This window comes from Kitasatospora sp. NPDC059747 (assembly GCF_042732955.1).
Lineage (GTDB): Bacteria > Actinomycetota > Actinomycetes > Streptomycetales > Streptomycetaceae > Kitasatospora.
Genome location: NZ_JBHWGV010000051.1, coordinates 37333 through 63272 on the forward strand (window position 1 = coordinate 37333; position 25940 = coordinate 63272).

28 protein-coding genes are annotated in these 25940 nt (G+C 73.6%); 14 read left to right on the forward strand and 14 right to left on the reverse strand.

Translation table 11 applies throughout. From position 1 onward, the window contains the following. Window positions 1-20: 20 nt before the first annotated feature. From ACFV4G_RS22525 to ACFV4G_RS22550, 6 genes are all read right to left on the reverse strand, one after another. Entirely contained in the window at window positions 21-1394 is a 1374-nt protein-coding gene (locus tag ACFV4G_RS22525; protein ID WP_380443102.1) for a hypothetical protein, read from the reverse strand. Window positions 1395-1702: 308 nt separating this feature from the next. Further along, a complete protein-coding gene (locus ACFV4G_RS22530; protein ID WP_380443104.1) occupies window positions 1703-2428 on the reverse strand; it encodes a class I SAM-dependent methyltransferase in 726 nt (241 codons plus the stop codon). A 290-nt stretch (window positions 2429-2718) separates the two neighbouring features. After that, the gene (locus ACFV4G_RS22535) at window positions 2719-2898 is read right to left on the reverse strand and encodes a DUF397 domain-containing protein (RefSeq protein ID WP_380443154.1); all 180 of its coding nucleotides are present in this window, start codon (window positions 2896-2898) and stop codon (window positions 2719-2721) included. Continuing rightward, entirely contained in the window at window positions 2882-3334 is a 453-nt protein-coding gene (locus ACFV4G_RS22540) for a hypothetical protein (protein WP_380443106.1), read from the reverse strand. The genes ACFV4G_RS22535 and ACFV4G_RS22540 overlap by 17 nt, the downstream gene beginning before the upstream one ends. A 262-nt stretch (window positions 3335-3596) precedes the next feature. After that, entirely contained in the window at window positions 3597-4451 is an 855-nt protein-coding gene (locus ACFV4G_RS22545) for an alpha/beta fold hydrolase (protein WP_380443108.1), read from the reverse strand. A gap of 90 nt (window positions 4452-4541) precedes the next feature. Further along, on the reverse strand, window positions 4542-5435 hold the full coding sequence (locus ACFV4G_RS22550) for a LysR family transcriptional regulator (RefSeq protein WP_380443110.1): 894 nt from the start codon (window positions 5433-5435) through the stop codon (window positions 4542-4544). A 111-nt stretch (window positions 5436-5546) separates the two neighbouring features. Here ACFV4G_RS22550 and ACFV4G_RS22555 point away from each other — a divergent pair, with 111 nt between their 5' ends. Next, the gene (locus tag ACFV4G_RS22555) at window positions 5547-6635 is read left to right on the forward strand and encodes an alcohol dehydrogenase catalytic domain-containing protein (protein ID WP_380443112.1); all 1089 of its coding nucleotides are present in this window, start codon (window positions 5547-5549) and stop codon (window positions 6633-6635) included. A 7-nt stretch (window positions 6636-6642) separates the two neighbouring features. Here the strand turns inward: ACFV4G_RS22555 and ACFV4G_RS22560 are convergent, their stop codons facing one another. Further along, on the reverse strand, window positions 6643-7098 hold the full coding sequence (locus ACFV4G_RS22560; protein WP_380443114.1) for an Imm63 family immunity protein: 456 nt from the start codon (window positions 7096-7098) through the stop codon (window positions 6643-6645). A 244-nt stretch (window positions 7099-7342) separates the two neighbouring features. Between ACFV4G_RS22560 and ACFV4G_RS22565 the strand changes: the two genes are divergently transcribed. The 3 genes from ACFV4G_RS22565 to ACFV4G_RS22575 all read left to right on the forward strand — a co-directional run bounded on the left by ACFV4G_RS22565 (window position 7343) and on the right by ACFV4G_RS22575 (window position 10293). Next, entirely contained in the window at window positions 7343-8173 is an 831-nt protein-coding gene (locus tag ACFV4G_RS22565) for an isocitrate lyase/phosphoenolpyruvate mutase family protein (RefSeq protein ID WP_380443116.1), read from the forward strand. Between the two features lie 83 nt (window positions 8174-8256). Beyond that, complete coding sequence (locus ACFV4G_RS22570) at window positions 8257-9315, forward strand: methyltransferase (RefSeq protein WP_380443118.1); 1059 nt, start codon at window positions 8257-8259, stop codon at window positions 9313-9315. A 156-nt stretch (window positions 9316-9471) separates the two neighbouring features. After that, the gene (locus tag ACFV4G_RS22575) at window positions 9472-10293 is read left to right on the forward strand and encodes a lipase family protein (RefSeq protein WP_380443120.1); all 822 of its coding nucleotides are present in this window, start codon (window positions 9472-9474) and stop codon (window positions 10291-10293) included. 231 nt (window positions 10294-10524) lie between these two features. Here ACFV4G_RS22575 and ACFV4G_RS22580 read toward each other — a convergent pair whose 3' ends face one another. Continuing rightward, window positions 10525-11208 carry a DUF6215 domain-containing protein gene (locus ACFV4G_RS22580; protein ID WP_380443122.1) on the reverse strand — a complete coding sequence of 228 codons (684 nt, stop codon included), beginning with the start codon at window positions 11206-11208 and terminating at the stop codon, window positions 10525-10527. Window positions 11209-11493: 285 nt separating this feature from the next. Between ACFV4G_RS22580 and ACFV4G_RS22585 the strand changes: the two genes are divergently transcribed. Next, on the forward strand, window positions 11494-11943 hold the full coding sequence (locus tag ACFV4G_RS22585; protein ID WP_380443124.1) for a hypothetical protein: 450 nt from the start codon (window positions 11494-11496) through the stop codon (window positions 11941-11943). Between the two features lie 190 nt (window positions 11944-12133). Here ACFV4G_RS22585 and ACFV4G_RS22590 read toward each other — a convergent pair whose 3' ends face one another. Beyond that, window positions 12134-12880 (reverse strand): isochorismatase family protein, encoded by a 747-nt coding sequence (locus ACFV4G_RS22590; protein WP_380443126.1) that lies wholly within the window; start codon window positions 12878-12880, stop codon window positions 12134-12136. A gap of 49 nt (window positions 12881-12929) precedes the next feature. Between ACFV4G_RS22590 and ACFV4G_RS22595 the strand changes: the two genes are divergently transcribed. From ACFV4G_RS22595 to ACFV4G_RS22615, 5 genes are all read left to right on the forward strand, one after another. Further along, window positions 12930-13250, forward strand: coding sequence for a hypothetical protein (locus ACFV4G_RS22595; protein WP_380443128.1), 321 nt, complete (start codon window positions 12930-12932; stop codon window positions 13248-13250). A 97-nt stretch (window positions 13251-13347) separates the two neighbouring features. Beyond that, entirely contained in the window at window positions 13348-14622 is a 1275-nt protein-coding gene (locus ACFV4G_RS22600) for a hypothetical protein (protein ID WP_380443130.1), read from the forward strand. Window positions 14623-14946: 324 nt separating this feature from the next. Further along, on the forward strand, window positions 14947-15366 hold the full coding sequence (locus ACFV4G_RS22605) for a DUF2079 domain-containing protein (RefSeq protein WP_380443132.1): 420 nt from the start codon (window positions 14947-14949) through the stop codon (window positions 15364-15366). 151 nt (window positions 15367-15517) lie between these two features. Further along, window positions 15518-15787 (forward strand): SH3 domain-containing protein, encoded by a 270-nt coding sequence (locus ACFV4G_RS22610; RefSeq protein WP_329925605.1) that lies wholly within the window; start codon window positions 15518-15520, stop codon window positions 15785-15787. 170 nt (window positions 15788-15957) lie between these two features. After that, window positions 15958-17352: an acyltransferase family protein gene (locus ACFV4G_RS22615; RefSeq protein ID WP_380443134.1), complete on the forward strand. Its 1395-nt coding sequence runs from the start codon at window positions 15958-15960 to the stop codon at window positions 17350-17352. 75 nt (window positions 17353-17427) lie between these two features. Here ACFV4G_RS22615 and ACFV4G_RS22620 read toward each other — a convergent pair whose 3' ends face one another. Both ACFV4G_RS22620 and ACFV4G_RS22625 read right to left on the reverse strand, forming a co-directional pair. Further along, window positions 17428-19536 carry a bifunctional polysaccharide deacetylase/glycosyltransferase family 2 protein gene (locus tag ACFV4G_RS22620; protein ID WP_380443136.1) on the reverse strand — a complete coding sequence of 703 codons (2109 nt, stop codon included), beginning with the start codon at window positions 19534-19536 and terminating at the stop codon, window positions 17428-17430. Further along, complete coding sequence (locus ACFV4G_RS22625; RefSeq protein ID WP_380443138.1) at window positions 19533-19751, reverse strand: hypothetical protein; 219 nt, start codon at window positions 19749-19751, stop codon at window positions 19533-19535. The genes ACFV4G_RS22620 and ACFV4G_RS22625 overlap by 4 nt, the downstream gene beginning before the upstream one ends. 264 nt (window positions 19752-20015) lie before the next feature. On the opposite strand from ACFV4G_RS22625, the gene ACFV4G_RS22630 reads away from it, so the two are divergent. Further along, the gene (locus ACFV4G_RS22630; RefSeq protein WP_380443140.1) at window positions 20016-20723 is read left to right on the forward strand and encodes a hypothetical protein; all 708 of its coding nucleotides are present in this window, start codon (window positions 20016-20018) and stop codon (window positions 20721-20723) included. A gap of 130 nt (window positions 20724-20853) precedes the next feature. Here ACFV4G_RS22630 and ACFV4G_RS22635 read toward each other — a convergent pair whose 3' ends face one another. From ACFV4G_RS22635 to ACFV4G_RS22645, 3 genes are all read right to left on the reverse strand, one after another. Then, window positions 20854-21561: a hypothetical protein gene (locus ACFV4G_RS22635; RefSeq protein WP_380443142.1), complete on the reverse strand. Its 708-nt coding sequence runs from the start codon at window positions 21559-21561 to the stop codon at window positions 20854-20856. Between the two features lie 213 nt (window positions 21562-21774). Next, window positions 21775-22512, reverse strand: a complete 738-nt coding sequence (locus ACFV4G_RS22640; RefSeq protein ID WP_380443144.1) for a VOC family protein — start codon at window positions 22510-22512, stop codon at window positions 21775-21777. Between the two features lie 134 nt (window positions 22513-22646). Further along, window positions 22647-23540: a LysR family transcriptional regulator gene (locus tag ACFV4G_RS22645; protein ID WP_380443146.1), complete on the reverse strand. Its 894-nt coding sequence runs from the start codon at window positions 23538-23540 to the stop codon at window positions 22647-22649. A 71-nt stretch (window positions 23541-23611) separates the two neighbouring features. Here ACFV4G_RS22645 and ACFV4G_RS22650 point away from each other — a divergent pair, with 71 nt between their 5' ends. The 3 genes from ACFV4G_RS22650 (at window position 23612) to ACFV4G_RS22660 (ending at window position 25813) form a co-directional block, all read left to right on the forward strand. Then, entirely contained in the window at window positions 23612-24508 is an 897-nt protein-coding gene (locus ACFV4G_RS22650; protein WP_380443148.1) for a DMT family transporter, read from the forward strand. A gap of 44 nt (window positions 24509-24552) precedes the next feature. Further along, the gene (locus ACFV4G_RS22655) at window positions 24553-24957 is read left to right on the forward strand and encodes a hypothetical protein (RefSeq protein WP_380443150.1); all 405 of its coding nucleotides are present in this window, start codon (window positions 24553-24555) and stop codon (window positions 24955-24957) included. 115 nt (window positions 24958-25072) lie between these two features. Further along, window positions 25073-25813, forward strand: a complete 741-nt coding sequence (locus ACFV4G_RS22660) for a class I SAM-dependent methyltransferase (RefSeq protein WP_380443156.1) — start codon at window positions 25073-25075, stop codon at window positions 25811-25813. The last annotated feature ends 127 nt before the right edge of the window (window positions 25814-25940 follow it).

Here is a 25940-nt window from a genome sequence, read left to right on the forward strand (position 1 = left end):
CCGACGGCGGAGTCGGTGCCTCACGGGCGGCGCAGGAAGACGTCCTGGAGCGCGTTGGTGTCTCCCGGCACCAGGTTGCCGTCGTCGGCGTCGAAGATCACCGTGTCGCCGGTGGCGTCCACGGAGGGGCTGTAGGCGGCCGTGTCGCTCTGCCGGCCGTCGCGGGTGAGGCTGATCCGCTCGATCGTCCCGGTCCACAGGTCGCGGCGGAAGACGTCGGTGGCGTTGTTGGTGTCGCCGGGGACGAGGTTGTCGGCGCTGGAGTCGAAGTAGACCCAGCGGTCGTCGGCGGTCATGGCACCGCCGGAGGAGTCGGCGTCGGGGCTGGTGGTGCCGGGCAGGCCGGTGTCGACCTTGGTGGTCTTGCCGGTGGCGAGCTCGTGGACGTACACGTCGAGCCGGGTGCCGCCGTGGCCGGGCTGCCCCTGGCCGAAGGTCGCCAGGCTGTAGACGGCGTAGCGGCCGTCCCGGCTGACCCGGGCGTCGTAGGCGGCGCCGCCCAGGTGCCCGGCCTCGTCCACGCTGCCGGCGGCGGTCCTGCCGGTGTCGGCCTTCCAGACGTAGTAGGGGTAGTAGTGGGGCCCGCGCGCAAGCCCTGGGGACGCGGCGAGGGCAGGGGCGGCCGGGAGCAGGTTGCCCGCCCGGGAGCCGAAGCCGATGGTGGAGCCGTCCGCGCTGATCGTGGGGTTGAAGGAGTTGCTGTCGGCGGCCGCGCCGTTCGCGCCGAGGGTGACGAGGCGGCTGGTGTGGGTCCAGCGGTCGGTGACGTAGACGTTGTTCCGGCCGCGGGCGGCGGGGCCGGCGGCGAGGTCGCCGCGATTGGAGACGTAGGCGACGTAGCGGCCGTCGCGGCTGATCGAGGGGCTCTGGGCGTCGTACGGGGTCTGGTCGTCGGTGGTGGGCAGGCCGCCCGCGGTGACGAGTTCGGTGCGGCCGGTCCACCGGTCGCGCACGTAGACGTCGCTGCGGTGTTTCGACCCGCCGGGCAGCACGTTGGTGGCCGTGGTGCTGAACGCGACGTACCGGCCGTCACCGCTGATCGAGGCCTGGAAGGTCATGGCGTCGAGCTTGGCGCCGTCGTCGGCGACGCTGACCCGCTCGACGTGGCCGTTGCGCAGGTCCTTCACGTAGATCTCGGTGTTGTTCGGAGTGCCGCCCTGGGGCAGCAGGTTGGTGGCCGTGGACGAGAAGAGCGCGGAGCGGCCGTCGTCGCTCAGCCCGAGCGCGGTCGAGTAGCCGTCGAGCTGCTCGCCCTTGGCGCCTTCGCTGACGCGGGCGGTGTCGCCCTTGGGTGGGCGGGCCTCGGCGGACGGCGTCGCGGCGCCGACCGCGAGGGCGACCGCCAGGACGGCGGCGGCGCGCGCCGACCGGCGGCGGGTGCGGGCGGTGGTCATGGAACGTCCTCCCCTGATGACGGTGCCGGGCTCCGACACCCCCGCGGCCCGGCTCGGCAAGAGCCAAGCGCTGCGGCCGACTTGTGGTCAACGGCCGGGCCGGTGGTCGGCCGGAATTCCGGCCGAAACCTCCCCCTCCGGTACGACCCGGCCAGTCGTACCGGAGGGGGAGTGCCGCTACGGGCGCCCGACCACCGCGAGGTGGCGGGTGACCCAGGGCTGGGGGGGTGGAGGCTCCGGACCCCGACGATCAGGCCCGCGTCGTCGACGAACCGGGCGTAGCCGTTGCCCCCTCGCGCTGGTGTGGTTCAGGCCGAGCGAACGCGGACGACGAGGAACGGCGGCAGCCCGGCTCGCTTCGGCCGCCGTGCCGCGACGTGGGCGGTCGGCGTCGGCTCGGTGACGGCCTCCAGGGTGAAGCCGTGCCGGAGAGGCGCAGCCAAGTACGTGGCCAGGGTGCGGTGTTGATTGCCGGCCCGGCGGACGGCCCGGGGGTTGTCGGAGCGCCAGAACCCTTCGGCGAGGTAGTCGCCCACGACCCTGCGGGCGGTGCCGTCGGTGGCGGTCGTCCAGGAGGCGTGGGGTGCTACGAAGCAGGGGTGGGGGATGCTGAAGGCCAGCGTGCCCCGGGGTACCAGCACGCGCCGCACGGCCGCGAGCGCGGCGTCGAGGTCGGGCACGTGGCTCAGGGACAGTCCGGCGGTCATCCGGTCGACCGAGCCGTCGGCGACCGTGCCTAGCACGCAGCCGTCGTCGACGGCGTAGACCACCGTGCCGGGCCCGGGCGTTCCGGCGGCCCGCGCGTGTTCGATCAGCCGCGGGGACGGGTCGATGCCCGTGGCCGCGGCTCCGCGCGCGGCCAGCGCGCGGGTGATGATCCCCTCACCGCAGCCGAGGTCGAGGACGCGGAGGCCGCTCAACTCGTCGGGGAGGAGGGCCAGGAGAACGTCGCGGTTGAAGTCGTGGAGCGCGGAGCCGGCGCGGAGGAGCGCCGCGTACCAGTCGGCGATGGTGTCCCAGGATTCGTCAGTCATCAAAGCCCGGACGCTACCGGTACCTGCCGGGCACCTCCACCGGTTCTCCCTGCGCGGGGCGCCGGAGTCACTCCGACGGACAGCTCGATCCCCCCGGCCCCTGAAGGGGTCAGGGCTCGATCGGGTACCGGTTGTCCCGACTCCAGGCGAGGCGGGCCCGGAGGCCGTTGAGGTGTCCTTCGACGACGCGGGTGCCCTGGGGCCCTGTTCGATTAGGGGAGGGGGCGGCGCCGCCCGTAGAGATGCCAAGCCGTGGTCGTTGGAGACACCCGCGCCACCCGCGGCGATCTTCACTCGTCCGGTTGTATATAGCCGCGGGTGGCGCGGGCGAAGCCGCCGAAGGCCTTCCATGCGTCCGGCTCGAACGCCGGCTGCGGGCCGCTCTTGTCCTTGGAGTCGCGCACGTGGACGACGCCCGGAACCGTGACGTGCTCTTGGCCTGCCCGCGTCTCGTCAGTGCGGCGGCTGATGCCGCTTGCGTGACTGGAGGTAGCCCCCTCGTCGTCGAAGTTGCTGCTGTTGCGCCCGCTCGGCCTCTGTCTGGGCCTGGCGCCGGGCGTTGGCGCCCGGGGCCTCGGGGGTGGACGGGGTTTGGGGAATCCTCGGATCGCCGGGCCGCTGAGGAGGCGACGCGTCCCCGTCCCAGGTGCGTCCGTCGGGCTGCCACACGTCCTGAGGCGGCAGTGCGGCCGGCCCCCCGGCTCGGCCGCTGGTGATCCACCGGCGCAATGCGAAGCAGACGACGAGTGGCCAGAGCAGCACCGCGAGCAGCCACAGCATGAGGACCGTGGACCAGGACGACCCGTGCGTCAGGGAATCCGGCAGAACCGATGCCATCGTCATCAGCAGCACGAGCAGCGCGAACCAGGTGCCGGCGACCACGGCCGCCGCACGGAGACACCCCATGAGTCCCCCTTCGTGTCAGCGTCGGCATGTGAGCACCAGCGGTTGCAACTGATGTCCCACCGTTGCTTCTTACTCTTGAGACGGCAGCACGCACAACGCGTTTTGCGCGCTCGCGGACGGGGCGGCGGTGAGGCGCTTCGCCCTCGCACGCGGGAAGTCGACCGGCCCGACTTCCTGCGCACCAGGCGGGCGGGCGGACAGGACGGAAACGGTGAGCTTCATCGGGGTGTGACCGCTGACGGCCGAGACCGACCGGACGGCCTCACAGCGCCAGCATCGCCTCCGCCACCTCCTCGGCGGTCGCGTCGGGGAGCGCGGTCGCGGCTTCCTCCAGCACGAGCAGCCGCGCGCCGGGGATCTCGCGCGCGAGCGCCTCGCCGTTGCCGACCGGGAAGAACGGGTCGCGGCGGCCGTGCACCACCAGCGCCGGGACGGCGATCTCGCCGAGGCGCTCGCGCCAGCGCGGCGTGCAGTCGAGCCTGGCGAACACCATGCCCAGTTGGTTGGCCATCTGGACCGCGGGCGCCGTGCCCGGGGTGCGGTCGAAGATGCGCTCGGCCCTCGTGCGTGCCGCGCCGGGGTCGTCGCCGCGGATCTCGGCGCCGGCGGCGGCGTACTGCGCCACGGCGGCGCGGTCGGACCAGTCGGGCAGGGCGAGCGCGAACCGCCGCTCCCTCGTCGCCGGGTCGTGGTCGGGCAGGTCGTCGTCGACCGGGCCCGGGGCGACGGGCCGGGTCCCGACGAGGGTGAGCGCCGAGAACGCCTTCGGGTGGTCGAGCGCGGCGACCTGGGCGACCATCCCGCCGACGCCGATGCCCGCCAGGTGCGCCGGCCGGTCGTCGAGGCCGCGGGCGAGCGCGGCGGCGTCGGCGGCGAGGTCGCGCAGGGTGTACGCCGGCGCCTCGGGGTCGACGGTCGTGGACGTGCCGGAGTCGCGCAGGTCGTAGCGCACGACGTGACGTCCGCCGCGGGCGAGCGCGTGGCAGAGCGCGTCGGGCCAGGAGAGCATGGTCGTGCCGCCCACGAGCAGCACGAGCGGCGCCGCCGCGTCGCCGAAGTGCTCGACCCCGAGCGTCACGCCGTCGGGCGTGCGGAACGTGCGGACCGTCGAGTGCATCGTCAACCTCCGGTACGGATACGGGTACGGATACGGGTACGGGTACGGGTAAGGGAGCGCGGGCCACGCTACTCGCGCTTCGGTCCTGATTCAGACGGCCGACGCGATCGCCCGGGTGACGGCCGTGATCGCCGGGGTGGGGCGCCCGGGCAGGCGGGCCACGAGCACCCGGCGGACCTCGGCGGGCGCGCCGTCGACGCGCAGCAGGCTCACCCCGGGCGGCAGCAGCGGAGCGAGCCCGGACGGCACCGTCGTCACGCCGAAGCCGCCGGCGACCAGGCGGAGCTTCGTCAGCCAGTCGCGGGCGGCGTGGACGACGCGCGGCCGTCCCGGCAGGCCGGGCCAGACGCCGAGCAGCGGCTCGGAGCTCGACGACGGGGTGGCGATCCACCCGGCGTGGACCAGTTCGTCGACGTGGACCGTGCCGCGCCCGGCGAACTCCCCGGTCGACGGCACCGCCACCACGAGTTCGGTGTCCGCGACGGTCTCGACGTGCAGGCGCGGCGACTCCCCGTCCAAGGGGCGGTGGGGTGGGCGGGACGTGAGCACGGCGAGGTCCAGCGAGCCGGCGCGCAACGCCCGGACCAGGGCGGGCGTGGTGCCCTCGCTCGTGGTGACCGTGATCCGCGGGTCGGCCGCCGCGAGGTGGGTGAGGGCGGCGGGGAGGATCGCGGCGCCCGCGCTCAGGAACACCCCGAGCCGTACGAGTTCGGCCTGCGGGGCGGCGCCGGTGAGCTCGCGCTCGGCCGCCGCGAGCGAGGCCAGGACCGTGTGGGCGTGCCGCAGCAGGGTCAGGCCGGCGGGGGTGAGCCGCACCCCGTCCGGGCGGCGTTCGAACAGGGTGGTGCCCGCGCTGCGTTCGAGGGCGGCGGCCTGGCGGGAGACGGCCGACTGCGTGTAGCCGAGCCGCGTGGCCGCCGCGGTGAAGCTGCCGGACTCGGCGATCTGCCGCAGGACCCGCAGTCCCGTGCTGGAGATGTCCATGCGGCCTACGCATACCACGGATGCCGATTCTTCGCTTCCGGCATGCCAGCCCGGCTCCTAGGGTCGATCGCAGGAGCACGGACGAGTACGGACGGACACGGAGGTCATGACGTGCGAGCAGCAGTTCTCACGCGGTTCGGCGCACCGCTCACGGTGCGGGAGGTGCCCGACCCCGAGGCCGGCGGCGGCGAGGTGGTGGTCGAGGTCCTCGCCGCCTCCGTGGCGCCCTACGCGGCCGAGGTCTTCGACGGCAGGCGGAGGTACCCCCTCGTCCCGCCCGTCGTGCCCGGGATCGGCGGCATCGGGCGGATCGTCCACGTCGGCCCGGACGCCACCCGGCTGCGCGTCGGCGACCTGGTGTGGTGCGACTCGACGGTGCGCTCGCGGGACGACGCCCTGACGCCCGACATCACGCTCCAGGGTTGGAGTTCACGCGGCGAGGGCGGCGCGCGCCTCGCCCGCCACCTGCACGACGGCTCGTTCGCCGAGCTCATGCGGGTGCCGACGGAGAACGTCTACCCGCTGCCCGCCGCGGCGGGGGAGGACCCGGCCCGCTGGGCCGCGCTCGGCGTGCACGTCATCCCGTACGGCGGGCTGCTCGCCGGCGGCCTCGCGGCCGGCGAGACGCTGCTCGTCAGCGGAGCCACCGGCAACCTCGGCAGCAGCGCGGTCGCGGTCGCGCTCGCGATGGGAGCGGGCCGCGTGATCGCCCCGGGTCGCAACCGGGCCGTGCTCGCCCTGCTGGCCGACCGCTTCGGTCCGCGGCTGCGCCCGGTCCCGCTGACCGGGGACGAGACCGCCGACCGCGCGGCGATGTCGGCGGCGGCCGACGGCCCGATCGACCTGGTGCTCGACCTGCTCCCGCCGAGCGCCCCCAGTTCGGCGTCCCGGGCGGCGGCCATGACCGTGCGCGAGTACGGCCGCGTCGTCCTCATGGGCGGCGTCGGCATGCTCGGCGGCGAGGACCTCGCCCTCCCGTACCCGTGGATCATGCGCAACTCGGTGACCGTACGCGGGCAGTGGATGTACCCGCGCACGGCCAACATCGGCATCATCCGGCTCCTCACCTCGGGCACCCTGGACCTCGCCCCGGAGCGCGTCCGGTCGTTCACCCTCGGCGCCGTCAACGACGCCATCGCGTACGCCGCCGCCCACGGCGGCCCCTTCGACCGCACGAGCCTTGTGCCGTTGACTGCCTGACGTAGCGTCAGGATGTGGTTGTGGCCGGCGGCGGGGGCAGCGTGGGGAGGAGGTGGTGCTCACCCTCGGGCCCGAGGGTTTCGATCAGCTCCGCCCGCCACCGCTTCGCCCACTCGGGGTTGAGAGAGTGCAGCAGCGTGGCCCGGTGCTTCCACTTGGCCGCCAGATGCTTCTCTCCGGTCAGGCCTCGTTTATTCGTCCAGTGGAGGGCGAGGGATGCGGTGGCATCGGCGTACGCCCAGTACAGCAGCTCGTCGGGATCGCGGGTGGTCCGCGAGAAGCAGATCACTCCTCGTTCGAGGGCGAGGTACTGCAGCGTGCCGTCGCCGCAGACGAGGATGAACGGGCGGGCGCCGTCATGGTTCTCGAACGTCGGCTCACCCTTCAGTCCGATGGCGGCGCCGAGTCGCGCGATCTCGGCCTCCAGGTGCCGCCGCATCCGTGCTGCCCTGACCGTGGTCATCGTCCTCACCGTGTCGCTGCCGCCCGTGCCCGGGGCGGAGCGAAGTCTGGGCCGTCTCCGGCGCGTTCCCGACTCGCCGATCGCGATATCGGCCGGGCGCGCCGAGCATAGCCGATTCTCGTCGATCTGACGATAATTCCCCTGGGTGCTTCGCTGCGATGGGGACCGTGTTCGATGCCTCTCGTGACGATGCTGTCGCAAATCCGCCAGCCGACAGCCGGCTTCCGCTGGTGGAATACCGGTCATGACTTCACAGCGCGACAGTGCAGAGCTGTTCCACACCCTCCACACCCCCGCCGCACCGCTGGCCCTGGCCAACGCCTGGGACGCCGCCAGCGCGCGCCTGGTCGAGGCGGCGGGGGCCCGGGCCGTCGCCACCACGAGTGCCGGTGTCGCCTGGGGGCTCGGGGCCGCGGACGGCAACCGGCTCGACCGGGACCAGGCCATCGCGTTGATCGGCCGGGTGGTGGACGCGGTGTCCGTCCCGGTCACCGCCGACATCGAGAGCGGGTTCGGCGTCACCCCCGCCGAGGTCGCTGACACGGTCGCCCGGGTCATCGACGTCGGGGCCGTCGGGATCAACATCGAGGACGGATTCCCGGTCGGCGGCTCGGTGCTGCGGCCGGTCGCCGACCAGTGCGAGCGGCTCGCCGCCGCGCGCGCCGCGGCCGACGAGGCCGGCGTCCGGCTCTACGTCAACGCCCGGGTCGACACCTACCTCTTCGGCGCCGGTCCGGAGGAAACCCGCCTCCAGGAGACCCTCGACCGCGCCCGCGCCTACCTCGACGCCGGGGCCAGCGGCATCTTCGTACCCGGCGTCACCGGCGTCGACGTGGTCGCCGCGCTCGCCGCCGGAATCCCGGCCCCGCTGAACATCCTGGCCGGCCCCGGCGCCCCGTCCGTCGCGGAGCTCTCGAAGCTGGGCGTCGCCCGGGTCAGCCTCGGCTCCGCGGTCGCCGAGGCGGCGTACGCGGTCGTCCGGCGCGTGGCGGCGGAGCTGGCCGCCACCGGCACCTATACGGGCCTGACGGACGCCGTCGACTACGGCGAGTTCAACGCCCTGATGCGCGACTGACGGGACGTCACGGTGTGCTTACCGCCCGTGACGCCGGGCAGTATCCTGGCGCACGCACCGGAGGCCCACCTGACGGAGGACGCATGCCGCACGACGAGGACCGGACGACCGAGGACGGGGCACCGACGGCGGCGGAGGAGAGCCTGCGCCGCTCGGCCGCCTTCCTGATCGACGAGGCCCTCGGCTTCGTCTTCCCCGCCGCCCTGCGCGCCGCCGCCGAGACCGGGGTGGCCGACGCCCTCGCGGACGGCCCGGCCACCGCCGCCGAACTCGCCGCCGCCACCGGCACCGACGCCCGCAACCTGTACCGGGTGCTGCGCCTGCTCGCCACCCGGGACGTCGTCGCCGAGGACGAGCACGGCCGCTTCACGCTGACCGAAACCGGGCAGGCGCTGCGCAGCGACGTCCCGTACTCCGCGCGCAGCGCGGTGCGGATGCTCACCGACCGCACCTTCTGGCTGCCCGCGGAGCGGATGGTGCACTGCCTCACCGAGGGCACCACGGCCTTCGACGCGGTCTTCGGCAAGCCGTTCTTCGACCACTTCGCCGGGGACGCGGAGACCGCCGCCGTCTTCCACGTCGGCATGGCGGCGATGTCCGACCCGGAGAACGCCGCCATCGCGGCCGCCTGCGAACTCCCGGACAGCGGAACGGTGGTGGACGTCGGCGGCGGCCACGGCGGCCTGCTGCTGGAGGTGCTGCGCCGCAACCCCGGCCTGGAGGGCGTCCTCTACGACCGGGCGCACGTCCTGGCCGGAAACCGGCTGGACGGCGACAAGGAGATCACGGGCCGCTGGACCACGGCGGAGGGCGACTTCTTCAGCGCCGTGCCCACCGGCGACGTCCTCCTCCTCAAGCGGATCACCCACGACTGGGACGACGACGAGTGCGTCACCCTGCTCGGCCACTGCCGCCGGGCGCTGCGCCCCGGCGGCCGGCTCCTCGTCCTGGACGCCGTCGTCCCCCGGGGCAACGCGCCCCACCAGGCGAAGAGCCTGGACCTGATGATGATGATCTCCCTCACGGGCCGCGAGCGCACCGAGGCGGACTTCGCGGAGCTCTTCGACCGGTCCGGCCTGCGCCTGTCCCGGATCCTCTCCACCCCGACGGTGCTGTCCGTGGTCGAGGCCGTCCCGGTGTGATGCCGCTGCAGGCGGGTGTTCCGGCAAGTGGCATGCCCGTCCGTTGTGGGCTTCGAGCCTGTCCGGGTGACTCCAGGGCGCTGCCGCCGCGGCGGCGGCCGACGCTTCCGCTACGAACGAGGGGCACTGTCCCACCGGAGAGAGGAAGCTCCCACCGTGGCCGCACCCACCACTTTCGACCGGACCGCGACCGGTTACAGCCTCGCCCACGCCTACTGCCTGGCCAGAGCCGCGGCCCTCGCCTACCAGGACGACACCGCCATCGACCGGCAGGCCCGGGACTGGGGCTTCGACACGGTGCGCCACCACGAGACCCGGTTCACTCCGCCGTTCCCGCTGCAGGACACCCAGGCGTACACCATGGCGAGCGACCGGATGATCGTCATCGCCTTCCGCGGCACCGAACCCAAGGAGATCCGCGACTGGCTCACCGACTCCAGCACCCCACCCTGGCCCGGGCCCGGCGGCACCGGCTACGTCCACTTCGGCTTCGCCGAGGCCCTCGAATCGGTCTTCCCCGACGTCCGCAAGGCCATCGGCGAGCTGCGCACCGACGACCAGAGCATCTGGTTCACCGGTCACAGCCTCGGCGGCGCCCTGGCGATGCTCGCCGCCGCCCGCCTCACCCTGGAGGACCCGCGGCTGACCGCCGACGGCGTGGTCACCTTCGGCCAGCCCCGCACGTGCGACCGCATGCTCTCCGCGGCGTACAACAAGGCGCTCAAGGGCCGCAGTTACCGCTTCGTCAACAACAACGACATCGTCCCCCAGCTCCCGCCCGAGCCGGCCTTCACCCACACCGACGCCCTGCGCTTCATCGATTCCACCGGCACCATTCACGAGGGCGCCAGCAGCCTCCTTTCGGGCATCGCCAACCGTGCCAGGGGCCTGACATCCGCGGCCTTCGAGCCTACGGGCGAGGGCGTGCGCGACCACCTGATGCGCAACTACCTGGCGGCACTGGAGAAGAACCTGTGAGTTCACGGCCCGGGCCGCCCTCGCACTGCTGACCGGCCGTCCGCCGCCGACAGCCGTGCGCACCCCGCGGCGGGTGTCGGCGGCGCGGGGCAGCGGGGCGGCCCTCACACCCGCGTTCTGCCGGGCGACCCGGGGGGCGAGGACCACGCCGCGCTGACGCGCTTGTGCGAGCCCGCGTCGGACGGTGCCGTGCCTGTGTGGCGACGTTCTCCGTCGGTGCCCCGGGCGACGCTACTGCGCGGGGACCCAGTCCGGGAGGGTCGGCAGGACCGTCTCGGCGACCCGGCGCAGGTCGGCGTCGTCGGGGGTGCCGCCGTCCTGCCGGAAGAGGGAGAACTGGTAGGCCTTGCCGGTGGAGTCCTTGGGGTTCGTCGCGACGGTCAGGTTCCGGGTGAGGGGGCCTTGCTTGTCCTTGCCGCCGAAGAGCGCGAGCGCGTGGCCGGAGGAGGCCACCGCGGGGTGCCCGAGGACGGTGACGCGCTCGGTGTTCGGACTGTCGCCCAGGGACGAGACGGCCCACGGGGCGTCGCTGACGGCGACGACGTAGTGCTCCAGGCGCACCTCCGCGATCGCGAGTCCGTCCGAGAGTCCGGGCGCGGCGTTCGACACGTGGTCGTTCGGGGTGCCGAGCAGGGCCGGCAGGTCGGGGCGGTTGAGGGCGGCGCACAGGGCCGCGTACTCGGGCGGGCCGGCGGGCCCGGGCCCGCTGCAGACCGCCTGCGTCCGGTGCGGCTTGAGGACGCCCGTCGCCCAGAGACCGGCCGTGGTGACGGTGGCCAGCAGGACGACGCCGCATATGACCAGCAGGACGCGGGTCATCTTGTCGGGGCCGCTGCTGTTCTCGGTCGTGGCCTCGGTCTCGGTGGCCTGGGTCTCGGTCGTGGCCTCGGCCTCGGTCTTGGTACCGGTTTCCATCGGTGGGTCCCCTTTCCCGGGAAGCTCGTTCTCGACCGCTCGGGGGCCCGCGAACGGAGATGATCTTACGTCCCCGCCCTCGCGCGCACCGACGACTGCGCTGGTCAGCCTGCCTGATCAGGGGATCGACGCCCGCCCGACGCCCGCCCGACGCCCGCCCGACGGCCGCACGGGGCACACGACAGGGCGCACTGTAGCGCTCCGCACCGGCAGCCGTGCAACGGGTCGTCAACAGAATCCGCGGTTCCCCTCCCCCGCCGGCCGTCTGCGGTCGATCATGCAGGAGTGCCGAACGACGACGACCTGCCCACGCCGCCCCCACCCACCACCTGGCCCGACCGCCACGCACGGCACATCGTCCGCTGCGCACGCGAGTTGTCCCTTTGGGGATACGACTGGGCCGAGGGGATCCCCGACGCGCAGGACATCGCGATCCTGCTGCGCCGGACTGCGGCGGAGGCCCGCAGTTCGCAGGTCAGCCGGTCGATGACCGAGGCAGGAGCGCTGCTCGGCGTGGCGGCGGCCGCGGCGGAAGCGGCCGCGCGGTGGGACCGGCCGGTGTGCGCCGCGTCCGTCCCCCTGTCCGCCTGGCACCTGCGCCGAGCCGCGGCGAACCTGGTGGCGGCGCGGGGGGTGTTGGCGGCCGGTGCGGCATCAAGCGGCCCGACGTTCCTGCCGCCGCAGCGCGTGGCGCCGTGTGATGGCCCGGTGCCGGGGCCGCGACCGAGCCGATGATCGGCGGTCAACCTCCGGGCGCACCACCGTTGTCACCCGGGCGGGTGACGACCGGGGCGGTGCGCAGCCGGTGGGTGCGGTGGACGGCCCCGTGCCGGAACTCCGGGTCCCCGGCCGGCCGGCGGCAGATGTAGCACGGCCCGGCCCGGGGCCGCTGTGCGTACGCCCGGGTCGTCGAACCCGACCCGCTTCACGGCGTCATGCCGGCCTCCGGTGCGGCGACGGCGGAAGGTCCAGGGTGCCCCGCCCCGATCAGGTCGAGGACCTCGGCGGTGGGGCGCACGTCGGCGAAGGACCGGTACAGGGTCAGCAAGGTGGCGTTGTGGACCTCATCGCTGCCGGTCGCCGTTCCGTCGGCCACCACGACCACGCGCAGGCCGAGGGTGAACGCGTCGCGCGCCGACCCGGCCACGCACACGTCGGTCACGACCCCGCACACCAACACGGTGTCGATGCCCCGCTCGGCCAGCAGACCGGGCAGCGGGCAGAAGCCGGGGAAGAAGGCGCTGATCGCGTCCTTCTCGACGATCAGGTCGCGTTCCTCGTCCACCGTGAACTCGGGCCGCAGGCGCCCGGCGAGCGGGCCGCTGCCCCTGGAGGTCCGGTAGAGCTCGGCGACCCGGGGCCCGTAGAACTCCTCGCGGGCCGCCGTCGGCCCACCCGCCCCCGGCAGCACCCAGGCCACGAGGCCGCCGGCTCGCCGCAGGGCGTCCGCCAGGGCCTGGATCTGCGGGACGACGCCGCGGGCGTACGGCCCGTCGAAGAACGGCACCATGTCGATCACCACCAGGGCGGTGCGGACCGGATCGAGCCGGGTGTAGGCGTGCCGGCTGCCGCGGCGCTCCTCCTGGCGCGCGTACTCCCGCTCCGGGATCGACCAGGCGTGCAGGCGGACGGCGGCGCCGGGGGCGTCGGGGACATCGGCGGGCAGGCTCAAGGCGGGGCTCCTTCGGGCCGGTGGGCTGTGATGCGGGGCAGGAGCTGTCATGGTCGGTGCGCCGATCCTGGCAGTGTCCGGGCCCGCGCGCCGGAAGGTCGGCGGAGTTGTCATCACTTCGAGTTGGCTCGGCGTCCTGACCACGGATGGGCATGCGGTGGTGAAGGACGGTGGTCTGGCGGGGGGTTGGGTGGATGAGACGAACGGTGTGAAGCGGCTGCGTTTGTCGGGGAACTGGATCGGGGTGGTGTTCAACGACGGTACGGCGTGGGTGAAGGAGGGGGATCTGTACGCGGCGTGGACGCCGGAGACGAACAACGTCGCGGATCTCCGGCTCGACCGTGCCGCCGGCCCAGCACTCGACGAGTGACCGCGGCCGGCCCCGGCGCATTTCGCGGGATTGTTCCGCCGATTTAAACATTCGCGGCGGTATTCAAATTTCCGGTCGCCCTTTCTACTCTCCGGATATGGCGAACGGCGTTTTCCACACCGCGTACGGCATCGAGATCAACCTGACCCTGCCCGACTTCGGACATCCCGACCGGCCCGGCCTGCTGGCGGAGATCACCGCTCCGATCGACCGGCGCGAGCGCGAGTTGCTGGAGTGCCTTGAGCACCACCGCGACGGCTATTGCCAGGCCGAGGAGGACGATCGTGCTCCCTGGATGACGATCCGCCGGAGAACCGTCGGCGGCCGTACTGTGTGGGTGGCCGCCCACCTTCCGGTGCGTCACATTCCCACCGCCGAGGAGAGCGCGAAGCAGGACGCGATGAAGGAACGCATCGCGCGCGCGGCGGAGCGTCACGGCCTGCGCGCGGAGGTCGAGGCGCGGGCGGCCGACGGCCGGATCCGCACCGACGTCCTCGTCACCGGCGAGTCGGGCCTGCGGATCGGCTGGGAGGCCCAGTACGCGCCCATCAGCGCCGAGACGGTGCGCCGGCGCTCCCGCAGGGCCGCGGAGCACGGGATCGTCCCGCTGTGGGTGACCGACACCGATCGGTCCGCCGCCGTCGAGCGGGCACCGTGGGCCCGGGTCGACAACTTCGGCTGGCGGGAGATCGCCTCCTCGCTCGCGATGGTGGTCCGCGCGGGGGTGCGGCACCTGCAGCAGTGGAAGTGCCTGCCGAGCAGCGAGCGGCCCTGCCCGGTCAACGGGAGCTTCTGCAACCGGTTCCACACCGGGTGGTACCTGCCGGCGCTGTGCCTGCCGGCCAAGCCGCCCACCGAGGTCGACGAGCTCGTCGTGGCCAGCGCCGACGGCGAGTTCGTGCCGATGCGGGTGCCGAGCCAGAGCGACCCGCGTTCCGTCTCACGGATGTGGGTGCCCGCGGCCGACCGGGACCGGTGGCACGAGGCCTTCGGTCCGGATGCCGAGGAGGAAGGCGCCCTCGATCAGCCGGCCCCCGACGCCGGGATCACCTACACCCGCCAGGAGCTCGACCCGACCTGCCGCTACGGGGAGGAGACCTTCACCTTCGACGACCCCCGCCCCCGGCACGGGAACTCCGCGGGCGCCGGCCTGCACACGCTCGACGAGGTACCCGAGAGACTGTTCAGAGTGCCCCGCCAGGAGCGCAGGCTCGTCGTGACCGAGCCCCAGCGCGAAGCCGCCGCCGTCGCGCACGGCTGCGAGGCGTGGCAGGTCGGTCCGTGCGCCGGGTGCGGGTCGCCGATCCACCGCTACGGCGCCCGCGGCGTCCACGCGTGCGTGGGGTGCCGCACGCGCGTGGCGGGGCGGTGACGGCCGGGGCCGCGCCGACGCCCCGCCACCGCACGCCCGGGGCGCGCCGCACCGAACGCGCGCCGCCGCCGGCCCCCAACGCGCCGTGGAACGGGGGCGAACCGGCCCGGTCGGCGACCTGCTACGTGCAGGTGGTGTGCGGGCCGATGACGCCGGTGGTGAACCGGATGGGCTTCCCGCTCTCCCGAGGCGTCCCCTCGACCGAGCACGGGCGGTGAGTGCACGCTCCGGCCGCGCGGCCGGCCGGTTGCCGGGCCGTCACCCGACCCGGCTCGCCTCCGCCGGTGCCAGCAGACGGCGCGGGGCGGTCGGGGTGTGGCCGAGGTGGCGGCGGAGCGTGCGGGTGAGGTGAGCCTGGTCGGCGCCGCACTCGCGGTCACCGCGGCCACCCTGCCCACCCAGCCCCTCGGTGCACTCGGCCGGCCGGCCACCTGGCAGTCCGACGCGACGGCCGACACCGTCCGGGACGTCCTGCGCCGGATCCCGGACGGCGCCCGGGTCGCCGCCGCGAACGGGCTCGCCCCCCAACTGACCGCCCGCGCCGAGGTCTACCTCTTCCCCCGCTACCTCGGCGGGCCCGGTGTGAGGCCCGAGTGGGTCGCCGCGTACGACCGGCCGCAGGACGGACTCTTCCCCGCGCGGCAGGAGGCCGAAGCCGTTCGCGCGCTCGCCTCCGCCGGGTACGCCCCGGTCCGCAGCGGCGGCGGCATCACCGTCTACCGCCTTGGTGGGGAGGGGGTGTGAAGGAGTGTGATGATCCGTCAATCAGAGCCTTCTCGCCGCCCTTTGAAGATCATGAACATGTTATGTTCTCTGGCGCCAAGATCATCTGACTTGGCGTTACACGGTTCATTGAGGAGAAACTGTGTCTTTCGCAGCACGGGGGAAGCGCACCATGGCAGCGGTCGGCCTCGCGGTCGCGGTCGCCATCGGCGGCGCTACGCTGGCCACGCCTGCCTACGCCGACGACGTCTACGGCCACTGCACCGGGGACGGTGTCCGCCTCCGCTCCGACCCGAGCACCTCGGGCGCGATCCTCGGCCTCTGCTACACCGGCCAGCGCCTGGCGCACCGCGACGTGTCCGGTGACGGCCAGTGGGACCTGGTCTACGACGTCGACAGCGGCGTCACCGGTTGGATGTCGCACGGCTACTTCAGCTGGTGACACGTCCCGCCGAGGGACCGATGATGATGTAGGGAGAGGCCGCCCCGCCCCGTGTGGCAGGGCGGCCTCGCCGTGTCCCTCCCACCCGCGGGCTCGTTGCCGTAGCAGAGTTGATGCCTGCGGCCGTCGAGCGAATCGGGAGTTGGCGGGAGATGGAACCGGCCCCGAGCATGACCGTTCCAGGAGTGCCGGTCGCGGAGGGCCCGACCGCCGGACCCGTCCGCCGCCGCCTCAAGGCGCTGGACGCGTTTCGCGGCACCCTCGTCGTGCTGCGCATCCTCATCGGCAGCCAGGTGGCGGAGATCGCGGCTCCCGCCCTGCTGCACGCGAAGGGCTTCGGGTTGACGGTCGCCGACCTGGTCGCTCCCGGGTTCCTGTTCATCCTGGGCATGGCGGTGCCGGTGTCCATGTCGGCCCTGCTCCGCCCCTCGGACCCGAGGGGGCCGGGTGGACGGCGGTTCCTGCCGCGCATCGTTCGCCGAACCGTCCTGCTGTACGCGATCGGCATGTTCCTCAACGCGTTTCCGTTCCTGCGGGAGGTGCTGGAGCACCTGCGGTTCGTCGGTGTGCTGCAGCGACTGGCCGTCGTGTACCTCGCGGTGTCGCTGCTGTACGTCACGTGCGCCTGGTCGGTGCGGCCCGCCGCCGGCCCGGAGGTCATCGGGGGTGCGCACCGCCCCGTGGTGCGGGTCCTGGCCCGCGGGTTCCTGTTGGGCGGGTTCCCCGTCGTGTGCGTCGCCGTCTGGATCGTGGCGACGTACACCTTCCACAACCCTTGGTCCGGATGCGCCGACGTCCGCGCACTGACGCCGGACTGTTCGCTGGAGGCCTACGTCGACACGGGTCTGTGGGGCGTCGAGCACAACTTCGACGGCGGCAGGTTCGACCCGGAGGGCCTCGTGTCGACGCTGGTGGCCGTGGTCAACTGCTGGGCGGGCCTGGTCGTCGGCATGGACATCGTCCGGAACAAGCGGCGCTACGACACGGTCGGTGGCGTGCGCGGGCGGGTGTCCCTGCTGACCGTCGTCGGGGTGGCGTGCGTCGGGGCCGGCCTCGCACTGGGTCCGGTCATCCCGATCGGCAAGCAGTTGTGGACCCCGTCGTACGCCCTCGTGACCATCGGCATCATGACCGCCGGCTTCGGCCTGGTGCTGTTGGCGTTCGACGGCGGGCTGTGGCCCTCGCCGGACAGCCCGCACACGTCGGCCGCGCCGGCCGCGTCGGCCGCGCCGGCCGCGTCGGCCGCGTCGGCCGCGTCGGCCGCGCGGAGCACCGCCGCCGTCCGTCGCGGACTCGCGCCCGTGGGCGACACATTGGTGGCCCTCGGCCGCAATCCGCTGTTCTTCTACGTCCTTTCCGAACTCGTCACGGACACACTGGACTACCTCCCACTCCGGTACCACGGCGAGGAGGGGACGGTGTGGAGCGTCCTCCCCGAAGCCGGCCTCGCCCCGTGGATGCCCGCACCGCTGGCGAGCGTCGTGTGGGCGGTGCTGTGGCTGCTGCTGTTCTACGTGCCGCTCGCGCGGCTGCTCTCGTCCCGCGGCTGGTACCTCCGGGTGTGAGGGCGCTCCGGTTGGAGGTTCGCGTGTTGCTGACCCCGGTGCAGGTACCTCCGGGTGTGAGGGCGCTCCGGCGGGCTACACCGGTGCCGGGACCGCCCGCGCTTCCGTCTGCGCCCTCGGGTGGTTCTTCTGCCACTGCGGGCCGGCGCCGAGTGCCGCGCTGACCAGGGCGTGGATGGTGACCAGGCACAGGGCGGTGCGGTAGAGGGTCTGCTGGAGGGGCACGAGCCACAGGTGGCGCAGGCTCTCCCGGTCCTGGCGGAGGGCGTAGGCCGCGAGGGCGAGTTGGGCGAGGCAGAAGGCCACCCAGGTGGATACCGGCGCGGGGCTCGTGCCCAGGGCCAGCCCGTAGAGCGCGGCGGCGTCCAGGAACGGGGCGGTGAGCGGGAGCGCGAGCTGGAAGAGCACCAGGTAGGGGAGCGTGCGGCGGCCCAGGCGGCCGGCCACACCGGGTTCCCCGACGGCGCGCCGGTGCTTCCAGACGGACTGCAGGGTGCCGTAGGCCCAGCGGTACCGCTGGTGCCACAACTCCCGTACGGTCGTGGGCACGTGCGTGTAGGCGTGGGCGTCGCTGCGGTGGACGACGCGCCACCCCGCCCGGCACAGGGCCATGGCGATGTCGGTGTCCTCGGCGATGGTGTCGGCGCTGATGCCGCCGCAGGCGTCCAGTGCCGACCGCCGGAACGCCCCGATGGCCCCCGGCACGGTGGGACCGGCGCCGAAGAGGTCGAACAGCCGGCGTTCCAGGCCGAAGCTCATGACGTACTCCAGGTGCTGCCACAGCGGCAGCAGCCCGGTGCGGTTGGCGACCTTGGTGTTGCCGGCGACCGCGCCGACGCGCGGGTCCGCGAAGGCGGCGGTCAGGCGCGCCACCGCGCCGGGGGCGAGCACGGTGTCCGCGTCGACCATCACGATCACGTCGTGCGCGGCGTGCGCGACACCGGAGTTGAGGGCCGCGGGTTTGCCCCGGTTGGGCTGGGTCACGACGCGGACGCGGGGGTCGTTCACACTCCGGGCCGCTGCCGCGGTGCCGTCGGTCGAGCCGTCGTCGACGACGACCACGTCGATGTCGGGGCGGCCGCCCGCCAGCAGGGCGCGCACGCACGCGGCGATGGTCGCCTCCTCGTTGTGCGCGGGGACGACCACGGAAACCGGTGGCGTCGCCGCCGGGTGGACCGGCGCGCGTGCGGCGGTCCGCCTCCGGTGCGCGGCCGCCGCCGCGGCGAGCAGCAACAGCCGGGCGGCGGTGAGCAGCGCCGCCCCGCCCAGCAGCCAGGCCGTCGCGGCGGGCAGGGCGACGGCGGCCTGGAGCGCGAGGATCAACGCGGTGCCGTACCAGCGGTCGAGCCGCGGCGCCGGGGTCGCCTGGGGCGGCAGACCGACCGCCTGGGAGACGGTGGTGAAGCGGTACCCCCGCGCCTTGAGCGTGTCGATGTACCGTCCCAGGGCCGCGACCGTGCGGGACCTGTCACCGCCGCCGTCGTGCATGAGGACGACCGCCCCTTGCCCTTCGGGCGGCACGGCCCGGCGTACGACGTCGTCGGCGTCGGTGGCCTCCCAGTCGAGGCTGTCCTGCGTGGACAGGACCGTCAGGTAGCCGAGGGCGGCGGTGCGTTGCACCGCTCGCCAGTCCCGGTTGTCGACGGCGTCCGGCATCGAGGAGTACGGCGGTCGCAGCAGCGTGGTGCTCCGGCCGACGGCCCCGGCCAGGACGGCGCGGCTCGCGGCGAGCTCCACTTGGACCTGCCAGACCGGCGCGGTCGACAGGTCGGCGTGGGTGAAGGTGTGCAGGCCCACTTCGTGTCCCGCGGCCGTCTCCGCGCGGACCAGTTCGGGGTGTTCGGCCACGTGCTCGCCGATCACGAAGAACGTCGCAGGCACCTGCTTGGCGGCCAGCAGCCGCAGGACCTGCGGCGTCCAGGTCGGGTCCGGCCCGTCGTCGAAGGTCAGCGCCACCGTCCCCGGGAGCACGCCCGAGCTGACCGGCGCACCGCTGCGCACGTCGACCACCGGCCCGCCGCCCGACACGGACCCCGGCACGCGGTCGTCCGGTCCCCGGCTCTGGGTGGTGCCCGCCGCGCCGACGCCCCGGAGCACCGAGGTCGTCAGGAACAGCGCCAGCAGGAACACCGCCAGGACACCCGCCAGGACCCACCAGTGCCCGCGGGGCGTGACCGCCCTCACCGCGGGGCACCCGTGGGACCGGCCCCGGGGGCGTTCGCCGCAGGAGCGCGGGGATCGGCGTACAGGACTCCGCCGGCCACTGCGAGCAGGCCCAGGCAGCCGAGGGACACCAGGACGCCGACGGCGATCACGGCCGTACGGCGGTGGCCGCGGGGGTCGTCGAACACGGGAGGGGAGGCCTCGCCGGGCGGCGGGCTCAGGAGCGCATCGGTCACGCCACCGCATGCTAGAGATCTTGAACGGCTTCCGTCGGGGGCACGCGGGTGTTCCCCCGAAGGGACGAGCCGAAGCACCACAGGTGGACGGAGGTACGTCGAACGGGGCAACTTCCGTGCGGCACGGTTCGATTCGGTGCTCGCCGGCCCGAAGGCCCGTGCCATCGTGACGGCGTACCGGGCGTCGGCACCACGTCGGTCCGCACCGCGCGGGTGGCCGGCCGTCGGAAGCCGTCACCCCGGCCCCTACGAATGGACCTCACCATGACCGCAGTCCAGGACGTCACCACGCCGCGACCACCCGCGCGCCGCCCGCGCGGCGGGCGCGGCAGAAGGGCGGTGCGCCTGGTCTGCGGCCTGCTGGTCGTCGCGGCCGTGGCCGCCGCCGGCCTGGAACTCGACCACAGGCTGAACACCATCGACCTCCCGCGGGTCAACCAGCCCACCCAGGACGGATACACCCTCACGGTCTACTTCACGCCCAGCGAGGTCTACTACCACGGCCCCCGGCGCAGCATCCGCGACCAGGTCTGCGCCGGCCAGAGCCTGCCGGACGGCTACCCCGCCGACTACCTCGACCGGGTCGGCCTGGAGGGCTTCGGCAGGACCGCCCGCGGGGACTACCTAGGCTGGGACTTCACCCGGCACTGCTACTTCGCGACCGACCGGCCACCCGTCGGCTCGCACGAGAACCCGCTGGTGCCCTGGCAGTCCGTCGCCGCCAACCAGCTGTCACCGGGCACCCGGATCCACGTCGTCGACTGCGGCCGGGGACTCGCCCCGGACACCTGTGCCCGGGTGAAGTCCGCGGACTGGCGCGTCGACGACCTCTGCAGCATCGGCTGCGACGACGCCAAACACCTCGACCTGTACATCGGCGAGCAGACCGCGGCGAACCTGGAGGACCAGGACTCGTACTTCGTCACCACGAGTGCCAGGGTCGAGGCCAGGGAACCCGAACCGGCGGACTGAGACCGGGCCTTGTGGGCGGCCGGGGGCCGGGGGCCGGGTGCTCGGCTTCCGGCGACAGCAGCCTGCGCGCTGGCCCCTCTGCGCGGGCGCCGGTGTCTTCCCGATGTCACCCGTGCTGCCACTCGTGCTGTCACTCGTGGGCGCTGATCTCCCCGCCGATGCCGAGCACGATGTACACGCCGTTGGCGTCGAGCCCGGCGTCGTGCTGGTCGGCCTCGAACGTGCCGTTCACCGCGCCGTCCAGGCCGAGGATGTCCGCGCGGTAGTGGAGCTCGCCGAGCTTGGTGACCTTGGCCGTCCAGCCGCCGGCGAGCTTGAAGGTGCCCGGGCCCTTGTGCGAGCCGCCCATCCAGGCGTGCACCGTGCCGTCCATCGAGAGCACGACGAACATGTCGTTGGCGTCGACCCCGGCGTCGTGTCCGTTCGCCTCCAGGGTGCCGTAGACCTGGCCGTCGTGGACGATCTTGGCGACGTAGTGCAGCTCGCCGAGCTTCTGGATCTCGGCCTTGCTGCCGTCCGGCAGGGTCTGGCCGCCGGCGGGGGAGGTCCCCTTGCCCGGGGCGGCGGGCGGGGTCGTGTGCTTGGCGCCGGGCGGTGCCGCCGGCGAGCCGGTCGAAGCGGAGGCCGGCGTGGAGGCCGGGGCAGCCGCAGAGGCGGAAGTGGAAGCCGTGGGCGTGGTGGCGACGGTGGCGCTGGGCGTGGCGCTGGGCGTCGCGCCGCCCTGCACGGTGGACGTGCTGCTGCAGGCCGTCGCGGCGGGGACCAGCAGGGCGGCGGACAGGACGGTGCCGGCCAGCGTGCGGACGGCGGGGGCGCGACGGATCGTCAGGAAGGACATGCGGTTTCTCCTGCGCGAAGTACGGGTGGGAGCACGCCCGTTGCCCGACCCGGTCCGAACGGTGACCGCGGGCGGCGTACACGATCGAAGTTAGTCCGGAGAGTCGACGGAATGGAGCATTCCGTGTCACCGGATCGTCACGCCCGCGGCCGCACCGGCCGAGCGGTCCTCGCCGCGATGCGGCGCTCGCCCCCGTTCACGTCCCCCTCAGGGTCAACGGGGGCTGAGGAGGCAGAACTCGTTGCCTTCCGGGTCGGTCAGGATCCTCCAGGAGATGACGGACTGGTCGATGCCGGGGTCGGTGGCGCCCAGGGCGCGCAGCCGGGCTTCCTCCGCCGCCACGTCGTCACCGCGGTAGGGGCTGACGTCGAGGTGGACGCGGTTCCACCCGCTCTTGGTGTCGGGGGTGCGGATGAACTCCAGGTAGGGGCCGACGCCCTGGGAGGAGCGCATGGTCGCGTGGTCGTCGGCGACCTCGTGCAGCGTCCAGTCCGTTGCCCCGCCCCAGAACCGCGCCATCTCACGCGGGTCGGCGCAGTCGACCACCACCGCGGCGATCGGCCCGGTGTCCCGGTAGACCTCGCGGGGCTCCAGGACGCAGAACTCGTTGCCCTCGGGGTCGGCCATGACGGTCCAGGGGACGTCGCCCTGGCCCACGTCGGCGAGCGTCGCGCCGAGGTCCTTCAGGCGCGCGACCAGCTCGGCCTGGTGGGCGGCCGAGGTGGTGGCCAGGTCGACGTGGACCCGGTTCTTCGCCGTCTTGGGCTCCGGGCGGGCGATGATGTCGATGCAGACGGCCGCGGGGTCGGGGTAGGCGAAGCCCACGGGTTCGAGGTTGGTCACGCCGGGCGCCTCGTGGTGGACACCCCAGCCGAGCGCCTCCGCCCAGAAGCGGCCGAGCGCGTCGTCGTCGTGGGCCTTCATGTTGATCTGCACGAGTCGTGTTGCCATGGTGCGGATCCTAGGGGCAGCCGCCGGCCGACGGCATCCGATTTCGGTCGGCGCATCGGGTGTTCCGGCTGGTCAAGGGCGGTGGCGGTGGCGAGGGCGGCGGCGAGGACGCGGGGCGGTCGGGTGCCGGGCCGTCACCGCTGGGCGGCCGCCTCCCGGAGGGCGTCGAGCAGGCCCTGCACCGCCGGGTGGGACAGGGCGGTCTCGCGGACGGCGGCGTGGACGGTGCGGACCGGTTCGGGGCGGCGCACCCGGCGGACCACGACGTCGGGGTGGCGGCCGGTGAGCCCCAGCCTCGGCATCACGGCCACGCCGAGGCCGGCGGCGACGAAACCCCGGGCGGTGGCGTGGTCCTGGCCGTCCACCACGACGCCGGGGCTGAAGCCGGCGGCGGCGCAGGCCCGGAGCACGGGTTCCAGGCAGGGGCCGGGCGGCTCGCTGCCGATCCACGGCTCCTCGGCGAGGTCGGCGAGGTCGAGGACGCGTTTGGCGGCCAGCGGGTGGTCCGCGGGAAGGACCGCCACGTAGGCGTCGTCGAGCAGGTGCACCAGCCGGACGCCCGGCACGGGGGCCTCGGGGCCGCCGATCACCAGGGCGAGGTCGGCCCGGCCGTCGGCCACCTCGCCGAGCGGGTCCTTGGGGTCGTTCAGTCGCAGGTCGATCCGCACGCCGGGGTGTTCCCGGCGCACCCGGGCGACGGCGGGCGCCACCAGTCGGGCCCCGACCGTCGCGAAGTAGCGGATGGCGAGCCGCCCGGTGCGTCCGGCCCGCAGTTCGGCCAGGGCCGTCTCCGCCTCGGCGACGTTGCGGCTGATGGTGGCGGCGTGTTCGGTCAGCAGGCGTCCGGCCTCCGTCGGCCGCACGCCCCGGCCGGCCCGTTCCAGCAGGGCGGTCCCGGCCTCCCGCTCCAGGGCCGCGATCTGCTGGCTCACGGCCGAGGGGGTGTACCCCAGATTGGCCGCGGCGGCGGTGACCGATCCGCTGCTCACGACGGCCCGGAGCACCTGCATACGCCTCACATCGAGCATGTAGCACAGCTTAAAGGAGATGAAGATCTTTTCGCTTGTGCTGTCGAATCGGCCCGGGCAGCGTTCCTCCCATGAGAACCGCAAGTCTGTACTGGTCACGCGTGGGAGTCCTCGCGCTGCTCTGGGGATCCACCTTCCTGTGGATCCGACTGGCCCTGGACGGCCTGCGTCCGGCTCAGGTGACGGTCGTCCGCTGCGCCCTGGGGGCCCTCGTCCTGGTGGTGATGTGCCTCGCCCGGCGCCTGCGGCTGCCGCGCTCGGCCGCGACGTGGCGGCACGTCGTGGTGGCCGCGTTCTTCTGCAACGCCCTGCCGTTCACCCTGTTCAGCCTCGGCCAGCAGACCGTCGACTCCGGCCTGGCGGGCGTGCTGAACGCGACGACTCCGCTGTGGTCGCTGCTGATCGGCCTCGCCCTCGGCACCGACCGTCGACCGGGCGCGCTCCGGCTGGGCGGACTCCTGCTCGGGTTCGGCGGCACGCTGTTGATCTTCGCGCCCTGGCAGCACGGCGATGCGGTGGGCTGGGGCGCGCTCGCCATCCTCGGCGCCTCGCTGAGCTACGCCGTCGCCTTCGCCTACATGCGGCGCCACCTGGTCGGCCGGGGCACGCCCACCCTCTCGCTCTCCGCCGCCCAACTGCTCGCGGCGACCGGACTGACCGCGCTGACGCTACCCGCGGGCGGCGCGCTGCCGACCCATCTCGGCCCGACGCCGCTGATCGCGGTGGCCGTGCTCGGGGTCCTCGCCACCGGGGTGACGTTCCACCTCACCTACCGCATCATCGCCAGCGAAGGCGCCACCGACGCCGCCACCGTGGGCTACCTGCTGCCCGTCGTCTCGATCCTGCTGGGCGCGCTCGTCCTCGACGAACCCGTCGGCCCGAGGACCCTCACGGGCATGGCCGTCGTCCTCACCGGAGTGGCGATGACGCGGCTGCGCCGGGCACCCGCACCGGCGGTGGCGAGGTAACCATGCGATCCCCATCCCCCTGGCGCGTACCGGATTTCCGCGCCTTGTTCGCCGCGACCACGCTCAGCCAACTCGCCACCAGCGTCAGCTACGTCGCCGTCCCGCTCATCGCCGTCTCCGCCCTCGACGTGACCCCGGCCCAGGCCGGCCTGCTCGGGGCCCTGGGCACCGCCGCCTTCCTCCTCATCGGACTGCCCGCCGGAGCCCTCGCCATCGGCGCCGCGGTCGCCGGCGCGATCGGCCAACTGGCCGGAGTCCACCTCGCGCTGTGGGTGGGCGGCGCTCTGATCGCGACGGCCTTCCTGCCGGTCCACCTCTCCCCGGTCCGCCGCCGCCGCGACCTTCCGCCGCAGCCCGAGCCGGTCGACCGGAGTGCGAGCCGGGCGGGAGCGGGGCCCGTAGCGGCGACCAGCCGCGCGGCGCGAACGCGACGAGAACGGCGGCTGTAGCTGCAGCATATTTGTGGTTTCCGCCAGTACGGCGCTCCGGTGGCCGGAAGCGAGACTTCCCGGCAGGAGCTTCGGCCCGGACGAGGGCCGATGCCGTGGACGAACGGGGAGCATGATGACCGGTCAGCTGTACGACGAGATCGGCGAGGCGTTCGAGGGCTTCAAGACCCTTCCGCTGACGCGCTACGGGGAGGTGCCCGGCTTCCTCGCCCTGGTGGGCGACGTGACCGGCAGGTCCGTCCTGGACCTGGCCTCCGGGACCGGCTTCTACAGCCGGGAGTTCAAGCGCCGGGGCGCATCCCGCGTCCTCGGTGTCGACATCTCTTCCGAGATGGTCGGCGCGGCCCGGGCCATGGAGGGCAAGGAGCCGCTGGGCGTGGAGTACGAGGTCGGCGACGTCGCCGAACTGCCCGTCTACGAGCAGCGGTTCGACCTCGCCGTCGCGGTCCAGTGCTTCAACTACGCCGACGACGTCGCCACCATCGAGCGGATGTGTCGCAACATCCACCGCAGCCTCGCGGACGGGGCCGAGTTCTTCGCCTTCGTGCAGCACCCGGACTACCGTTTCGACGGGCCGTCCCTGGCCAAGTACGGCTTCCTGTGCGAATCGCTCGGCGAGGTGACCGAGATCGGGCCGCGGGTGAGGATCACCGCGCTCCTCGACCCGCCGATCTCCTTCGTCGCGAACCCGCCCAGCCGCGAGACCTACGAACGGTCGCTGCACGCGGCCGGATTCAAGGACATCACCTGGGTGCCCCTGGAGATCTCCGAGGCCGGCGTGCGCGAGTACGGCGAGGACTTCTGGGCCGATTTCGCCGCCAATCCGCCGCTGACGATGCTGCGGTGCCACGCCTGAGGCCTGAGGCCTGAGGCCTGAGGCCTGAGGCCGACGCCGCGACGCGAGACGCCCGGGGCCCCGCACGGGCGGGGGCCCGGCGAGCACACCCAGGGCGGCCGCCGCCCACGGCGGGGGCGGGGGGGGT

What these genes read in the sequence shown, in the direction of transcription:
- ACFV4G_RS22525 (WP_380443102.1), bottom strand. Translation starts at nt 1,394, where the DNA reads ATGACCACCGCCCGCACCCGCCGCCGGTCGGCGCGCGCCGCCGCCGTC.
- ACFV4G_RS22530 (WP_380443104.1), bottom strand. Translation starts at nt 2,428, where the DNA reads ATGACTGACGAATCCTGGGACACCATCGCCGACTGGTACGCGGCGCTC.
- ACFV4G_RS22540 (WP_380443106.1), bottom strand. Translation starts at nt 3,334, where the DNA reads ATGGGGTGTCTCCGTGCGGCGGCCGTGGTCGCCGGCACCTGGTTCGCG.
- ACFV4G_RS22545 (WP_380443108.1), bottom strand. Translation starts at nt 4,451, where the DNA reads ATGCACTCGACGGTCCGCACGTTCCGCACGCCCGACGGCGTGACGCTC.
- ACFV4G_RS22550 (WP_380443110.1), bottom strand. Translation starts at nt 5,435, where the DNA reads ATGGACATCTCCAGCACGGGACTGCGGGTCCTGCGGCAGATCGCCGAG.
- ACFV4G_RS22560 (WP_380443114.1), bottom strand. Translation starts at nt 7,098, where the DNA reads ATGACCACGGTCAGGGCAGCACGGATGCGGCGGCACCTGGAGGCCGAG.
- ACFV4G_RS22565 (WP_380443116.1), top strand. Translation starts at nt 7,343, where the DNA reads ATGACTTCACAGCGCGACAGTGCAGAGCTGTTCCACACCCTCCACACC.
- ACFV4G_RS22570 (WP_380443118.1), top strand. Translation starts at nt 8,257, where the DNA reads ATGCCGCACGACGAGGACCGGACGACCGAGGACGGGGCACCGACGGCG.
- ACFV4G_RS22580 (WP_380443122.1), bottom strand. Translation starts at nt 11,208, where the DNA reads ATGGAAACCGGTACCAAGACCGAGGCCGAGGCCACGACCGAGACCCAG.
- ACFV4G_RS22595 (WP_380443128.1), top strand. Translation starts at nt 12,930, where the DNA reads ATGGTCGGTGCGCCGATCCTGGCAGTGTCCGGGCCCGCGCGCCGGAAG.
- ACFV4G_RS22600 (WP_380443130.1), top strand. Translation starts at nt 13,348, where the DNA reads ATGGCGAACGGCGTTTTCCACACCGCGTACGGCATCGAGATCAACCTG.
- ACFV4G_RS22610 (WP_329925605.1), top strand. Translation starts at nt 15,518, where the DNA reads ATGGCAGCGGTCGGCCTCGCGGTCGCGGTCGCCATCGGCGGCGCTACG.
- ACFV4G_RS22615 (WP_380443134.1), top strand. Translation starts at nt 15,958, where the DNA reads ATGACCGTTCCAGGAGTGCCGGTCGCGGAGGGCCCGACCGCCGGACCC.
- ACFV4G_RS22630 (WP_380443140.1), top strand. Translation starts at nt 20,016, where the DNA reads ATGACCGCAGTCCAGGACGTCACCACGCCGCGACCACCCGCGCGCCGC.
- ACFV4G_RS22635 (WP_380443142.1), bottom strand. Translation starts at nt 21,561, where the DNA reads ATGTCCTTCCTGACGATCCGTCGCGCCCCCGCCGTCCGCACGCTGGCC.
- ACFV4G_RS22640 (WP_380443144.1), bottom strand. Translation starts at nt 22,512, where the DNA reads ATGGCAACACGACTCGTGCAGATCAACATGAAGGCCCACGACGACGAC.
- ACFV4G_RS22645 (WP_380443146.1), bottom strand. Translation starts at nt 23,540, where the DNA reads ATGCTCGATGTGAGGCGTATGCAGGTGCTCCGGGCCGTCGTGAGCAGC.
- ACFV4G_RS22650 (WP_380443148.1), top strand. Translation starts at nt 23,612, where the DNA reads ATGAGAACCGCAAGTCTGTACTGGTCACGCGTGGGAGTCCTCGCGCTG.
- ACFV4G_RS22660 (WP_380443156.1), top strand. Translation starts at nt 25,073, where the DNA reads ATGACCGGTCAGCTGTACGACGAGATCGGCGAGGCGTTCGAGGGCTTC.